We start from the raw sequence: 13,816 nt of genomic DNA on the forward strand, positions 1-13,816 counted from the left end.
GAAGGATTCAGAGAGCCCCGAGAGATATCGTGAAACGTGGGATTCGAGAAGGATCGTCGTGGACGCTACCCGCGTCCATTGCGCGAGGGGGCGAGTGCCCTTAGCATCCCGGCTCCCCGGACCCTCGCGGTTCTTTTTCGATGACGATGGCCTTGTCTGCGGTCCCGCGTGCTTCCCAGGTCCAGCTCGTGCCGCCGCGCGCCGCGCATGCGCCGCTGTGGTTCGGCTGGCGGAGCGAGACGCACGCCCAGCGTCACATGCCGATCGAGCCCTGGTCGGTCGACGCGCTGCGCCGCCGCCTCGTCGCGTCCACGCCGGACCTCGCGGACCCCGAGAAGCAGGAGCACCGCTGGATCGTGCAGTGGCAGGACGAGTGCGTGGGGATCGTCTCGATCCTGCGGCCGAGCTTTCGCCTCGGCCACGCCGAGCTCTCCTACCACGTCGCGCAGGCCCACCATCGCCGGGGCATCGCCCCGCAGGCGGTGGCGGCGCTCATCGATCGGGTCTTCGAGCAGACGGACCTCGCGCGGCTCCACGCGTACATCAGCGAGCCGAACCGCCCGTCGCGCAGGGTCGCCGAGAAGCTCGGCTTCGTGCACGAGGGCACGCTGCGCGAGCATTTCATGATCCATGGCCGCCGCGTGGATCAGTGCGTCTACGGCCTGCTCCGTCGCGAGTGGAGCTCGTCGCGCAAGCGCTGAGCGGAGATCAGCCGAGGACGGGGTACTTGCGCTCGTCGTAGAGCTCGCCGAGGCGCTTGCGCATGCGCCCGACGACGAGATCGAAGCCGGCCTGCACGATCTCCGGATCGGAGGCGTGGTCGGGCCCGAGGTCCCTTCCGAGCTCCTCCGAGAGGTGGATCGGGGGCAGGACCTCGGTCGTGATCTTCGCGGGCAGCGGGATTTGCGGCAGGAACGGCAGCGCCCAGACGCCCCACGGCAGCCCCGCGACGACCGGCCAGATGTCGGCGGATCGCACGAGCTTCGGGATCCCGATCTTTTTCGCGAACGCGTGGCCCCCCGAGAGGACGACGACGGTCTCGTGCGAGCCGGCGGAGACCACGGGCGTGATGGGCAGTCCCCAGCGGATCGCCTGCGCGATGAAGCCTTTGCGGCCGCCGAGGTCGATGTTTTTTCGGTCCCAGAACGGCCGGAACGATTCGCGCGCGGCGCCGGGGAAGATCAGGACGGATTGCCCGCGCTCGAGCACGGCGTCCATGGCCTTTCGATCGGCGCGGAGCAGCCCCGAATCCGCGAGCAGCCTGGAGAACGGATCCCACAGGCTGTGCAGGAGATCGTGCGTGAGGACGTAGAGCGGACGATCGAATCCGAAATGGTCGTACCAGTGGACCCCGAGGCAGAGGCCATTGATGGGCAGAACGCCGCCGTCGTGGTGGGTGACGATGATCGTCTGGGACGACGGGAGCCGCTCGGCGCCGCGAATCTCGCTGCGGAAATACGATTTCACGATCCGCGAGATGATGCGGTGCGAGCGCCGGACGACGTCTTTCTGGATCTCGGGGAAGGAATGTCCGTATTTTCGGGAGGTTCGCGACGCGCTCGAATGCTGCGCGACTTCGGATTTCATGCAGGGGCCGTCCGGGTCATGTCGGGCACGATCACGGAGCCGAAAAAGCCCTCGATCGTCCGGACGACCTCGTCCGGGCATTCGATCATGGGCAAGTGGCCGCACCCAGGAATGATCCTCATTATAACCTTCGGTAGCTTGGCTGCCACCTCCGCCGCGCTCTCCTGAGGAATCAACCGGTCCCGCTCGCCCCATACGACCAGGACTGGCATGCGAAAGAGGTGCGCGTTTTCCAGGATCGTCGGGGACACCAGATCTCTCGCGAGGTCGTGGAACACCTTCGCCATTTCATTCATGGTCGGGTGAATCGGCCTATCGAGGGAGTCTTTCACGAATTTCTCGGTATACGCGTTTCTCGCGACGAACACGTGGTCGAGCATCGGCATCGCCAGGCGGTCGAGCGTGCGCGACAAGAGCCACGGCTGAAGGAGCGTCTCGGCGAGCCACGGAGTCCCGGGCGGGTACCTCCGCATCCCCGCCGCGCCGATCAGCACGAGCCGCTCGACCCGATCCGGCGCCGCGAGCGCCGCCTGCGCCACGACCTGCCCCCCGGCCGAGTGCCCGACGAGCGTCACCCGGCGCATCCCACGCTCATCCAACCATTCCAGGAGTGTATCGGCGTACCCCGCGACCGTGTTTCGCGTCCTCGGTTTGTACGAGAGCCCGCAGCCCGGGAGATCGAGCCCTGCGACACGAAATCGCCCGGCGAAGGGCTTCACGACATGCTCGAAGTGCGTGAAATCACCCACGAGTCCGTGGACGAACACCACGCACTCTCCCTCTCCTGCGTCGAAGTAAGCGACGTCCCCACGCCGGAGCGCGGCGAAGCGCGTAGGGAACGGAAAGGACTGCGAACGCCCCTGGCCCTGACCACCGGATACGACCACGGGCCGGAGGGTACTGACGGACCAGGCGACGTCGAGCGAAACCATTCGGCTGGTGTGCGTCCGGTCGATGCATGAGCGCTTGCCGAACCCGTGAAAGATTGCCCACATCACGAAACCGCAACGAAGGAAAGCTTTTTCCTGGGGCGCAACGTGGGGGCTCGACGGCGCGCTCACATGGAAGTACATACGCCGCTCGCTCGGCCTCGATCCGGGGCTGGAACGGGCAAGATGACACCTCCTCGAAATCGGCGAAGGTCGGCCTCCCCTCGGGTGGAATCGGAAAACCACGGCGAGCCGGGCTTCGTGCTCGCAAGCCGCGACGCGCAGATCGATTGGGTCTTCGAGATCCTCTTCGGCAAGGGCGCGCTCGACAGGGACGATGCGGTCGGGCAAGCGCTCGACGCGCTCGTCCTGCTCGGCCTCGTCGACGAGGAGGACGAAGCGAAGAAGGCCAAAGCGCGCGTCGCCGTCGAGCGGGCGATCGACAACGGCCTGCGCGCGGGTCGCTTCGATCGGCCGAAGCGCGGCCAGATCCGGGCCATTCGTACCGAAGCGAAGGATTACTCGTCCGAGGATTGGACGCTCTGCCTGATGAACGCGCTCGACCGCGAGCCGACGGATCGCGACGCGGCCTTGCGCTTCGCGGCCTACTGGGCCGCGTCGAACACGGGTCTCGCCTTTGCGCGTTTGCAGCGCGGCGGATCGATCCTGACGGGGCTCGACGCCGCGCTCGAGTCGGCCTTGCGGCGGGGCAGCTTCCTCGACGTGGGCGGCGGCTGCGTACGCAAGGTCTGACAACCGATCGCTTCGTGGTACGTTCCGCGCCATGTTCGGCCGGATCGGCGTCATCGCCCTGAACACGTACCGCGAGTCGGTGCGCGCGCGCATCTTGCTCGGGCTCGCGGTCATGGCCTTCTTCGTGTCGCTCTACGCGCTCGTGGTCGGCGCCTTCACGCTGAAGAACGCGCCGCGCGTCGTGAGTGACCTCGGCGCGGCCTCGATCTCGATCTTCAGCTTGCTCGTGGCGATCGTCATCGGCGCGACCTCGCTCTACCGCGAGCTCGAACAGAAGACGCTCTTTCCCATCCTCGCCCGGCCGATCCGCCGGAGCGAGTACCTCGTCGGCAAGTACCTGGGCACGCTCTTGACCATCGCGGTCTTCGTGATGGCCGACGCGGGCCTCGTGCTGCTGCTCAGCGCGGGCCTCGGCGCGGGCGAATCGGCCGCGCACCTCTATCGCATCGTGGGCGGGGCGTTCGGCTGGCTTTTGCTCATGGTCCTCGCCGGCTGGCGAATCCCGGCGATGCGTACGTACGGCGTGATCCCGTGGGCCGCGGGCATGCTCGTGCTCGGCGTCGCGCTCTCGGGCGTCGCGCCCGACGAGCGGCGCGTGGTGCTCGCGTCGAGCGTGCTCACGCTCCTCGAGATCGCGATCGTCGCCGCGGCCGCCACGCTCTTCTCGTCGTTCTCCACGCCGTTCCTCTCGGCGCTTTTGACGCTCGGCGTATGGATCGTGGGCCGGCAGGCCGACAGCCTCGCGCGGCTGCCCGTGAAGCAATTCGGACAATCGATTCACGATTTCGGTGTCGCACTTTCGAAGATCGTCCCGAACCTGCAAATCTTCGTCCCGCCGCGCCCGCTGCTCGTCGGCGAGGCGATCGACGTGAAGCTCTCCGGCTACCTCGGCATGGCCTCGCTCACGTCGCTCGGCTGGTCGCTCGGGCTCTTGGCTGTGGCAGCGCTCGTCTTCAACGAGCGTGATTTCCTGTGAGCGACGCGGCGGCTTCTCCCTCGATTTCTCCCGCGCGCGCGCGCCTCGTCGCGCGGATCGTGCGCGCGCTCAACGCCGTGGCGTTCGTCGGGCTGCTCGTCGGCGCGGTGACGGCGCGCGTCGTGTGGTCGGGCGAATCGGAGATCGCCGAGAGTGCGGCGGCCTTGCGGCGCGGCGACGCCTACGAGGCCACGGTGCGGGCGCGCAGGGCCGCGGGCTGGTATGCGCCGGGCGCGCCGCACGTGCGCGTCGCTTACGAGCGGCTCGCGTCGATCGCCACGACGGCCGAGGGCCTCGGCGATCGGGATCTCGCGCTGCTCGCCTGGCGCGGCGTCCGCACGGCGGCGCTCGAGACGCGCTGGCTCCTCGTGCCGCACAAGGAGGACCTCGACCGCGCGAACCTGGCCATCGCGCGCATCGAGGCCGCGGCGCCGCGCCCGCCGGGCACGCGGACCGAGCCGCCGCAGCGCATCGAGGAGAGGCAGCTCGCGGCGCTGCTCCGCGACGAGGCCCCGCGCACGTCGTGGGTCGTGCTCCTGCTCGCCTCGTTCGTCGCGTGGGCGGGTGGCGCGGCGTGGGCCGTGCGCCGCGCGAGCGCATCACCGGACGGCCTCGACCTCGCGCGGGCGCGCGCGGGCGTGCTCGTCGCGCTCGCGGGCGTGGCTTTGTGGGTGCTCGCGCTCTGGCGCGCTTGATTCAGGGTTTGGCGGCGAGGCCCATTTCCGAGGCGACGGCCGTCCCGGGCGAGGACGCGATGACGGGCGCGGGCAGGAGCTTCGGCCGCGGCTGCGCGCCGTGCGTGGCGTCGGCGAAGGCCACGAGCGCGTTCGTCTGGACGTGCACGCGCTTGGCGAGCGTGCGCGCCCCGTCGGCGGCGATCTTCCCTTGCTCCTCCTTGTGCGAGCGGCCCGCGCCGATCATCTGCTCCTTCTTCGACACGTGGAGCGGCTCGCTCACCGAAAACAGGATCGTCCCCGTGCGCACGTCGAGGAAATCGGCCTGGGCGATCCCCTGGCTCTCGACCGTCACGCCTGGCGCGAGGAACATGCCGAGCACGGTCGGATAGAGCCACGCCCAGCCGTTCAGGTGCGTGCTGTCCTCGAAGCGCTCCGAATAAAGGACGAGATAGCGGAGCCGGTAGCGGGCGGCGATCACGCGCAGGCCCTCGATACCGCCCACGTTCGGCAGATCGGTCGAGATGTCCGTGACCTGCGAGAAATGGGGATTTCCCGCGAGCGCCTTCGCGAAATGGTGCGACGCCGTGTTGCGCAGCCCGAGGGACGGCGATCCTTTGGGGTCAAATGGTTCCGCCAGGGGAATGACGCCGATGCGGGCGGGGAGCTGCAGGTCGATCGGCGCTTCGAGCACGGTTTGCAGGTCCTGCTCGGTGAGGGCGCCGGTGACGTCCTTCGTGAAGTACGAGCGCTGGAGCGCGGGCGCGGCGGGCGCGACCATTTCGGGCCGCGCGGCCGCGTAGGCCTGGGGCTCGGCCATCGGCGAAGGCGCGCCGCCGCAGCCGGCGAGGAGAGTGAGCGAGGCGAGGACGGGGGCGATTGTCGAGGCGAGGCGGGTGCGGGCGATCATGGCGGGTATCCGTTCTCCGTGGCGTGTGCAGAAGAACGAGGCCCGCGGCGCCGCCTTACACGGCGATCTTCAGGCGCGCGCGAGGGGGGCGAAGAGGAGCTGCCTGTAATGGGCGAGCTCCTCGATCGATTCGCGGATGTCGTCGAGCGCGCGGTGCGTCTCCTTCTTCTTCGGCGCTTGCCGTTCGGGACACCACCGCTTCACGAGTTCCTTCAGCGTGGACACGTCGATCATGCGGTAATGCAGGTGGCCCACGAACGCGGGCATGTAGCGATCGAGGAACTCGCGGTCCTTCCAGACGGAGTTGCCGCAGAGGGGCGCCGTCCCTTTCGTCACGTGCTTCTGCACGAAGGCGAGCGTCTGCGCGGCGGCGTCGTCGAGGGTGACCGTGGAAGCGGGGATCCGCTCGAGCAGCCCCGAGCGCGCGTGCAGATCGCGGACGAAGTCGTTCATGGTGGCGAGCACCTCGGGCGGCTGGTGGATGACGAGGTTCGGCCCCTCCTCCACGACGCGGAGGTTACAGTCCGTGATGATCGTCGCGATCTCGACGATCGCGCAGCGCTGTGGATCGAGCCCGGTCATCTCGAGGTCCACCCACACGAGGCGGTCCGACGGTTCGGCCATGGGGCGGAGCATAGTCAACGAAGCCCGTCCCCCGCCAAGTTTTGACCCGCCCGGCTCGCCCGAGCGGAGGAGCGCGGCCCCGAGCACGTCGATCGGTGCCTTCGCTCGCTCGCGGATGGACTACCCTCCCGGCCATGGCCCGTGCGGCGCACCCCGAAGAACACGCGCATCACGACCACGCGCATCACGACGGTCATGATCACGACCATGATCACGACCACGACCACCACGATGGTCACGATCACGACAAGGGTCACGCGCACCACGACCACGACCACGGGCACGCGCACGGCCTGAGCGAGCTACGGCGCACGCCGATCCGGCGCCTCGTCGTGGCGTTCGCGATCACCGCGGGCTTCATGTTCGTCGAGGCGATCGTCGGCTTCCTGTCGGGCAGCCTCGCGCTGCTCGCGGACGCCGGCCACATGCTCGCGGACGCGGCGGCGCTCGCGCTCGCCATGATCGCGCAGCGCATCGCCTCGCAGCAGCGCACGCGCGCCCGCACGTACGGCTATCGCCGCGCAGAGGTGCTCGCGGCCTTCGCGAACGGCGTCGCGCTCGCGCTCACGGCCGTGTGGATCTTCGGCGAGGCCGTGCAGCGCTTCCAGGAGCCGCGCGCGATCGACGGCACGGCCATGACGGCGACCGCGGCCGTGGGCCTCGTGGTCAACCTCGTCGCCGCCGCGGTGCTCTCGCTCGGCGACAAGGGGCACAACATGAACACCCGCGCCGCGCTCGCGCACGTCCTCTCCGACGCGCTCGGCTCCGTCGGCGCGATCGTGGGCGGCGTGCTCGTCCTCTCGCTCGGCTGGACCCGGGCCGACCCGATCATCAGCGCCGTCATCTCGCTCTTGATCTGCTGGGGCGGCTTCAAGCTCGTGCGCGACACCTCGCACGTGCTCATGGAGGGCAGCCCCATCGAGGTCGACATCGCGCACGTGGAGGAGACGCTCCTCAAGGTCCCCGGCGTCGTGGGCTTCCACGACCTGCACGTCTGGTCGATCTCCGAGGGCTTCGACGTGCTCACGGTGCACATCGTCATCGCCCGCGGCTTCCACGGCACCGACGTCGTCCAGGCCGTCGCCGCGCGCATGCGCGAGGCCCACGGCCTCGAGCACTGCACCATCCAGCCCGAGCCCTCCCCCGAGCCCCAGCTCGTCTCCCTGCGCCGCAAGTCTTCGACGGAAAACCCTTCGACGTCAAACGAAGGGAAGAACTGACCGTCACGACCCCGAGAACAGCTCCGTCACCCAGTACGACCCATCGGTACCCCGCGCGACAGCCACCCCCACGCGCGTAAAACGCTCGAGCAGCAGGTTGCCTCGGTGCGACGGGCTCGCCCAGAGCGCGCGGTGCGCGTTCGGCAGCGAGCTCGCGCTCGCCACGTTTTCCCCGGCGATCGCCGCCTGGATCCCCGCCGCCTCGATGCGCTTGCGTGGATCGCCGCCGCCCACGTCGTGGCCCACGAGCCGCGTCTTCATCATCTCCTCGGAGTGCGCCCGCGCCACCTTGTCGAGCGCCGCGTCCCGCACGAGCGGCTTGCGACCTTCGGCGATCCGCGCCGCGTTGATCATGCGCAGCATCGCGTCGGCGTCGTCCTTCGCGCCCGCCGCGGCCTCCTCGCCCGGCACGGCCGAACGGACGAACTCGCTCGGCGGCTTCTGCCCGGCGTAGATCGTCGTCTCCAGCACGGGACGTGGCCCCGTCGACACCGTCGCGAGCACCTGCACGAGCCACGCGCCGGGCTGGTCCACGGAGAACGTCGAGCGAATCTTCCCGCCGGAGAGCGAGCTCGGCACCGTGCGCGGCGCCGCGCGTGGCCCGAGCAAGACGACCTGCACGCCCGAGGCCGGCACGAGCATCGTCCCTTCCACCGTGATCCACTGCCCCACGCGCGCCGTCGTCGTCACCGGCGCCATGTCCGCGAGCGCGTCGAACGTGATCACCGTCGCGACCGACGCCCCTCCTTCGCCGTCGATCTTCGCCACGCCGCACCGCCGCGCGCCGAGCGAACGAACCCCGCTGATCCACCCCTTGAAGCGCGTCTCCGTGTCCGCGTCGTCGAGGTTCTGCCCGGACAAGGACCACGCCTTCGGCCACACGTGCGGGTCTCCCGCGGCGCGCAGCGTGAAGGCGAGCTCGTCGGCCGTCAGCGCGCTCGCTCCGTCGAGCTGGCGCCGCGCCACGATGCCCGCGACATCCATGAGCGCGCTGTCGGCTGGCCCGCAGAGGTTCAGCAGCGCGGCCTCGCGCGGGCCGGTCTTCGCGGCCGGGTGAGGGGAGGAGACCGTGGGCTTCCAGGAGACGCGCAGCGCGCCGGCTTCGGCGGAGGCGACGAGCGGCAGCGCGAGGGCGGCGAGGGCGGGCAGCGAGCCAGCGAGCGCGTGGAGGAGGGACGGACCTCGGTGCAATCGGCGCGAAGGAGCGTTCATCGACGATCTCCGGGTGGGGTCAACGCGCCGCCGTGTACACCCCTTGCGCGGGGTCGGCGACGAGCGGCGCGCCGAGCATCGTTCGTTCGACGTAGCGCACCATGGCCTGATGCACCTCGCGCGGCGCCCCTCGCGCCCGCTCGGGACGGTGCCGGCCGAGGATCTCGGTCATGACGTAGCCGCCGAGCCCTTCCTCGCGGGCGACGTCGAGCAGCTCCTCCATGGCCGGATCCACGGCCGCGCCCTCCTTGGACATCCGCGCGGCCACGTACGTCCCGATCGCGGACTCCAGGCAGATGAGCTCTTCCATCATCGTCAGGTGGTAGGGCACGTCCTCGGGCTGCTCGAAGATGCGCGCGCGGACCTCGGGCTCGTAGCGCATCACGGCGCGGCATCCGGCGTAGATGCGCCCGGGATCGCCGCCCGAGGAGCCGACGTGGATCGCGCCCACACTGTCGACGTCGAGGAAGACGCGGAAGAGCGGCAGGCGCGTGTGGCGCGACGAGGCGAGGCCGTTCGAGAGCCTGTCGGCGAGCTCGATCGCCCGACGTGAGGCGGGCCAGAAGGCGATGGCCTCGGCGAGCCTGCGGCGCGCCTCGTCGCGATCGTTTCGTTTCTCGGCGAGCTCGGCGAGCCGGAGGTGCGCCGTCGCGAGCGTCGGGTCGATGCGGATCGCGCCCTCGAAGGCCTCGCGTGCTTCCTGCGGCTGGTTTTGCGCGACGAGCAACTCGCCGAGCTCGAGGGCGATTCCCGCGGCCTGCGTGTGCCCGAGCGCCGCGCGAAACGCCTCGGCGGCGGCCTTCGCCTCGCCCGCGTCGCGCTTCGATCGGGCCGTCGCGAGCGACGCCTTCGCCTCGTCCGAGAGGGTCACGGGGGTCAGCGTGAGCGCGCGGTCCTTGCGGCTCACCTCTGCCGTTTGCCACGGATCCGGCTCCGCGGCCGGGGGCGGTCCGTATTGCGCCACCAGGTTCGCGAGCTCCGGCGCCGCGTCGTCGAGCGTGTAGAGGCGCGGCGATTTGTCGATCACCGAGACGATCAACGTGGAGAACCGCAGCGTCCTCCGGACATCGTCGAGGCGCGCGGGGCCCGCGTACTGAAACCGATGCAGGTCCGGGTAGACGCGCGCGGCGGGCGTTTGGATCGGCGTATCGACGGGCGCGAGCAGGGCGCGCTGCGCCGCGGAGTACGCCGGGAGCCACGCCGGCGTGTTGCCTTTTGCCTGCGACTCTGCGGCCGGCGCCGTGGGGGCGGGCGTCATCGGCGCCGCGCCGGCGCAGCCCACGCCGCCGAGCGCGAACGTCACGAGCGCTGCCCGAGCTACGCCACGCATGCCTTGGGTGGTAGCAAATTTCCGCGCGCCTGTCGCTCCCTGGTGCTCGCGGCAGTGACCACGTGAAAGGGGCCGTCTCTTCGGCATTTCCGTGGTACGCTCGGGTCGCTTGGGCATCGAGGTCAATAAAGGCGCCAAGGTCGGCTTGATGACCGTCGCGCTCGCGGCGGCGGCGTGGGGCGCGTTTCGCTTCATCTCGCCCGATGCGGGTACGGAGAACGGTTATCGCGTCTGGGCGTACTTGCCCGACGTGACCGGCGTCGCGCCGCACTCGCGCGTGATGATCCAGGGCATCCAGGTCGGCACGGTCGACCGCATCTGGCTCGACGGCGGCAAAGCGCGCGTCGACATCAAGATGTTCCCGACGGCCCCGCTTTTCGACGACGCGGCCATTGGCAAGCGCGCGACGAGCCTGATCGGCGAATACTACATCGTGCTCGCGCCCGGGACGGAAGGTTATCCGCGGATCCCCGATCGCGGGCAGATCAAGAACTACATCGAGGAGCCCTCGATCCAGTCTTTGCAGGGGCAGGTCTCGGAGATCTTGAAGGACGTCAAGACGGTGACCGAGTCCTTGAAGGGCACCGTCGGCAGCGACACGGGCAAGGATCAGCTCGAAAAGATCCTGAAGAACCTCGCCGAGGTGACCGAGGCGCTGAACGAGACCGTCAAGGAGAACCGCACGGCGGTCCGCGACACGATCACCAACATCAACACGATCACGCAGAACTCGCAGCCGAACATCAACGCGATCCTCGACAACTTGCGGCAGGTGACGGGCGACGTCCGCAAGATGACGAGCGCGAACGGCGAGAACGGCAAAGCGGGCGAGCTTCGCAGCGCGGCGGCGCGCATCGACAAGGCGACGACTTCGCTCGAGAGTGCGCTCTCGCACGCGGACAACGTCGCGGCGCGAATCGATCGCGGCGAGGGGACGCTCGGCAAGCTCACGAAGGACGAGACGCTCATCAACGAGGTCGAGAGCGCCGTCGGCGACGTGGGCGAGCTCGTCGGCGGCATGGGCCGATTGCAGACGATCGTCGGCCTGCGAACCGATTACAACTTCCTCGCGAACACGATCAAGAGCTACGTCGAGCTGCGCTTGCAGCCGTCCGAGGACAAATATTACCTCATCGAGCTCGTCAACGATCCGCGCGGTCTCACCACGTTCGAGCAGATCGACGTCGACACGACGAACCCGAACGACCCGCCGCATTACCGCGAGATTCGTACGGTCACGACGAACGCCTTCCGCTTCTCGTTCCAGTTCGCCAAGCGATTCGGTCCCTTCACGGGCCGCTTCGGCATCAAGGAGTCGACCGGCGGCCTCGGCCTCGATTTGCACCTGCTCGACGATCGATTCGAGCTCCGGCAGGACCTCTTCGGCTTCGGCGAGCAGATCTCGCCGCGCTGGAGGGTCGCGCTCGCGTACGAGTTCATCCGCAAGTTGTGGCTGCTTGGTGGCGTCGACGACATCCTGAACGCCGACCGGCGCGACTACTTCATTGGCCTTCAGCTCCGCTTCAACGACAAGGACCTGAAGACGATCCTGCCGTTCGCGCCGCCCGTGTTCTGAGATCGCGAAGGGTGCGGAGCCCGCGCCGCACCGATCTCTCCGCACGTCGCGCCCGCGGCGATCGCTCCGCAGCCGATTTTCCGCGAAAATCGCGGATCTCGCGCTCGAACGGCCTCGGCACGGACTGTGCAATTCCTCCTCGCGAGCGCCGAGACAGGCGCTGTCCCAAGGAGCCAGCCATGATGCACGTCCCCTCGTTCTTCCGCCCCCTCGCCGTCGCTCTTTGCCTCGCTTTTGCCGCCGCGCCCACGGTCGCTTTCGCGGGTGAGAACAGCGCCCCGGCCGGCGCCAAGGCCAAGGACGAGGCGGGCAAGCGCAAGCGCATCTCGTTCCCGATCCAGGCCGATCAGTTCGCGAAGCACATGGAAAAGCACATCGAAAAGGCCCGCGCGCGCATGGAGAGCCACATGAAGGAGAAGAACCTCCCCGAGGCCGACCGCGCCGCGCGCCGCAAGGCCTTCGACGCGAGCGCGACCGAGGTCCGCGCCGCCGCCAAGCGCGTCGCGCAGGACGGGACGGTCACGAAGGAAGAGGCCAAGGAGGTCCGCAAGGTCGCGAAGGGCCTCAAGCAGGGCGGCCACGACAAGAAGAAGGGCCGCCACCACGGCAAGAAGCCGGAAAAAGCCGCTTGATTCGCCGATTTTCGCCCCACGCCGTAGCCCGCTGAGCCCCCCGCCGCCCACGCCCGCCTCGACCGGAGGCATCTGCTGTACTACTGAACAACCGCACCCTGCGGCCCGGTCGAGGCGGCTCCAAAAAGTATCCCGCGCAACGTCGCGTACGTTCGTCCTCTTGGAACCTCGCGGGCCGGTTCGTCGGCGGATCCTGGGCCGAACCTGGATCGCGAGCCCCGTTGACATGGACTGAAAATTCGTTCAGTATCCGGCGCAGGTCGCGCCTCGCCCGGACGTGCTGCTCGGGCCTGTTCGCGCGCCAGGGATGTCGCCATGGCTCCGCCCAGCGCCAGTCATCGTGTCGTTTGCCTCGGAGTGCCCGGAGCGCCGCAGCTCGGGTGTGAAGAGGCCAATGCCCGCGACGTGTTTCACCTGTTCACCGGAGCGCTCGGGCCCCCGGGCACCGTGGCGACATGCCTCGTCGGCGACGACGCCACGAAAAAGGCGGTGAATCGCGCATTCGACGCGGCTTCACACGAGAGCACGCCGTTTTTCATGGTGTATTTCTCGGGCAGGGCGAGCGAACAGGGGCTCCACGTCGCGGATGGGTGCATCGGCGCCGACGCGCTCGCTCGCCATTTCGAGCGCGTGGCCGCGCCGTCCATGCTTTTCGTCCTCGACCTCGTGGTCGGGGCGGTCCCTGACGAGGACGTCGTCCCCAAATGGGTCGAGGCTGTCGCGCGGGCGCGCAAAGGCATGCGCGTGGCGGCGGCGCGCGCGACGCGGATCGGCGCGGGTACGGAGGGCGCAGGACGAGCGCGGTTCACCGGCGCGTTGCTCGAAGCGCTGCAAACCTCGGATGGCGACGTGGAGTTTCAGGGCGCGAAGTACATTTCGGACATGCGAGCGCTGGAACAGTCACGGGCGATTCTGCAACGACGGTGGCATGCGACGCACCTGCCCGTTCGAATGGGTCCATTCGGGGATTTTCCGCTCGCGCGCTGCCAGGCCGCCGCAGGGGTCGGCAAAGGCAGCATTCGCGGGGTCGCGGCCGGGACACGACTGTCGGCGACGGTGCGCTATTCGATCGAAGGTCGCGCGCACGTGCCGACGACGCTGCATTACGCGCTCGAAGACACGAGCCACGAGGTGCTCGGCGAGGGCGAGGTGATCGTGATCCCCGACGGCGACGTGTTCGTGGGTCGTCAGCGCATTCGGCTGCCGTCCCGCGTGCTCGCCGAACACACGGTCTGGGGGCCGACGCTGGAGCTCGGGGAACGGGTTCACGTGCGGTGGCGGCTGACGCTGCGGGATGCTCGCGGCCGCACGCTCGATCGGAGAGTCTTCGGCCACGAATATGCGGCGCCGCCGAAGTCCGGCCGCCGTTCGCGGGGCTGAGGGGCGCGGCGGC

Annotated in this window: 14 protein-coding genes; 8 read left to right on the forward strand and 6 right to left on the reverse strand. The window is 69.0% G+C overall.

The annotated features are described in order from the left end of the window. Positions 1–140 precede the first annotated feature (140 nt). Positions 141–701, forward strand: a complete 561-nt coding sequence (locus QHF85_RS28360; protein WP_281330468.1) for a GNAT family protein — start codon at positions 141–143, stop codon at positions 699–701. A gap of 7 nt (positions 702–708) precedes the next feature. On the opposite strand, the gene QHF85_RS28365 is transcribed toward QHF85_RS28360, so the two are convergent. Further along, a complete protein-coding gene (locus QHF85_RS28365; RefSeq protein ID WP_281330469.1) occupies positions 709–1,587 on the reverse strand; it encodes a 1-acyl-sn-glycerol-3-phosphate acyltransferase in 879 nt (292 codons plus the stop codon). Further along, positions 1,584–2,354, reverse strand: a complete 771-nt coding sequence (locus tag QHF85_RS28370) for an alpha/beta hydrolase (protein ID WP_281330470.1) — start codon at positions 2,352–2,354, stop codon at positions 1,584–1,586. The genes QHF85_RS28365 and QHF85_RS28370 overlap by 4 nt, the downstream gene beginning before the upstream one ends. A 390-nt stretch (positions 2,355–2,744) precedes the next feature. On the opposite strand from QHF85_RS28370, the gene QHF85_RS28375 reads away from it, so the two are divergent. From QHF85_RS28375 to QHF85_RS28385, 3 genes are read left to right on the forward strand one after another with little or no spacing between them, the layout of a single operon-like run. Further along, positions 2,745–3,269 (forward strand): hypothetical protein, encoded by a 525-nt coding sequence (locus QHF85_RS28375; protein ID WP_281330471.1) that lies wholly within the window; start codon positions 2,745–2,747, stop codon positions 3,267–3,269. Positions 3,270–3,300: 31 nt separating this feature from the next. After that, positions 3,301–4,245, forward strand: coding sequence for an ABC transporter permease subunit (locus QHF85_RS28380; protein WP_281330472.1), 945 nt, complete (start codon positions 3,301–3,303; stop codon positions 4,243–4,245). Then, a complete protein-coding gene (locus tag QHF85_RS28385) occupies positions 4,242–4,940 on the forward strand; it encodes a hypothetical protein (protein WP_281330473.1) in 699 nt (232 codons plus the stop codon). The genes QHF85_RS28380 and QHF85_RS28385 overlap by 4 nt, the downstream gene beginning before the upstream one ends. A 1-nt stretch (position 4,941) precedes the next feature. Here the strand turns inward: QHF85_RS28385 and QHF85_RS28390 are convergent, their stop codons facing one another. Beyond that, positions 4,942–5,829, reverse strand: coding sequence for a hypothetical protein (locus QHF85_RS28390; RefSeq protein ID WP_281330474.1), 888 nt, complete (start codon positions 5,827–5,829; stop codon positions 4,942–4,944). A 69-nt stretch (positions 5,830–5,898) separates the two neighbouring features. Next, complete coding sequence (gene orn / locus QHF85_RS28395; RefSeq protein WP_281330475.1) at positions 5,899–6,453, reverse strand: oligoribonuclease; 555 nt, start codon at positions 6,451–6,453, stop codon at positions 5,899–5,901. Positions 6,454–6,587: 134 nt separating this feature from the next. Between orn and QHF85_RS28400 the strand changes: the two genes are divergently transcribed. Then, on the forward strand, positions 6,588–7,673 hold the full coding sequence (locus QHF85_RS28400; protein ID WP_281330476.1) for a cation diffusion facilitator family transporter: 1,086 nt from the start codon (positions 6,588–6,590) through the stop codon (positions 7,671–7,673). Between the two features lie 3 nt (positions 7,674–7,676). Here the strand turns inward: QHF85_RS28400 and QHF85_RS28405 are convergent, their stop codons facing one another. Beyond that, entirely contained in the window at positions 7,677–8,885 is a 1,209-nt protein-coding gene (locus QHF85_RS28405) for a CAP domain-containing protein (RefSeq protein WP_281330477.1), read from the reverse strand. A 19-nt stretch (positions 8,886–8,904) separates the two neighbouring features. After that, the gene (locus QHF85_RS28410) at positions 8,905–10,215 is read right to left on the reverse strand and encodes a tetratricopeptide repeat protein (protein WP_281330478.1); all 1,311 of its coding nucleotides are present in this window, start codon (positions 10,213–10,215) and stop codon (positions 8,905–8,907) included. Positions 10,216–10,324: 109 nt separating this feature from the next. On the opposite strand from QHF85_RS28410, the gene QHF85_RS28415 reads away from it, so the two are divergent. The 3 genes from QHF85_RS28415 (at position 10,325) to QHF85_RS28425 (ending at position 13,803) form a co-directional block, all read left to right on the forward strand. After that, complete coding sequence (locus QHF85_RS28415; protein ID WP_281330479.1) at positions 10,325–11,791, forward strand: MlaD family protein; 1,467 nt, start codon at positions 10,325–10,327, stop codon at positions 11,789–11,791. 179 nt (positions 11,792–11,970) lie between these two features. Beyond that, entirely contained in the window at positions 11,971–12,423 is a 453-nt protein-coding gene (locus QHF85_RS28420; RefSeq protein ID WP_281330480.1) for a hypothetical protein, read from the forward strand. Positions 12,424–12,738: 315 nt separating this feature from the next. Next, a complete protein-coding gene (locus QHF85_RS28425) occupies positions 12,739–13,803 on the forward strand; it encodes a hypothetical protein (protein WP_281330481.1) in 1,065 nt (354 codons plus the stop codon). Positions 13,804–13,816: the final 13 nt, after the last annotated feature.

The sequence above is a fragment of the Polyangium sp. 6x1 genome, from assembly GCF_029946515.1.
In the GTDB taxonomy this organism is placed as follows: Bacteria; Myxococcota_A; Polyangia; order Polyangiales; family Polyangiaceae; genus Polyangium.

Bases quoted from the DNA above. Each gene is read 5' to 3' on its own strand.
- QHF85_RS28425 (WP_281330481.1), top strand. From the start codon at position 12,739: ATGGCTCCGCCCAGCGCCAGTCATCGTGTCGTTTGCCTCGGAGTGCCC.
- QHF85_RS28405 (WP_281330477.1), bottom strand. From the start codon at position 8,885: ATGAACGCTCCTTCGCGCCGATTGCACCGAGGTCCGTCCCTCCTCCAC.
- QHF85_RS28400 (WP_281330476.1), top strand. From the start codon at position 6,588: ATGGCCCGTGCGGCGCACCCCGAAGAACACGCGCATCACGACCACGCG.
- QHF85_RS28390 (WP_281330474.1), bottom strand. From the start codon at position 5,829: ATGATCGCCCGCACCCGCCTCGCCTCGACAATCGCCCCCGTCCTCGCC.
- QHF85_RS28360 (WP_281330468.1), top strand. From the start codon at position 141: ATGACGATGGCCTTGTCTGCGGTCCCGCGTGCTTCCCAGGTCCAGCTC.
- QHF85_RS28365 (WP_281330469.1), bottom strand. From the start codon at position 1,587: ATGAAATCCGAAGTCGCGCAGCATTCGAGCGCGTCGCGAACCTCCCGA.
- orn (WP_281330475.1), bottom strand. From the start codon at position 6,453: ATGGCCGAACCGTCGGACCGCCTCGTGTGGGTGGACCTCGAGATGACC.
- QHF85_RS28410 (WP_281330478.1), bottom strand. From the start codon at position 10,215: ATGCGTGGCGTAGCTCGGGCAGCGCTCGTGACGTTCGCGCTCGGCGGC.
- QHF85_RS28420 (WP_281330480.1), top strand. From the start codon at position 11,971: ATGATGCACGTCCCCTCGTTCTTCCGCCCCCTCGCCGTCGCTCTTTGC.
- QHF85_RS28380 (WP_281330472.1), top strand. From the start codon at position 3,301: ATGTTCGGCCGGATCGGCGTCATCGCCCTGAACACGTACCGCGAGTCG.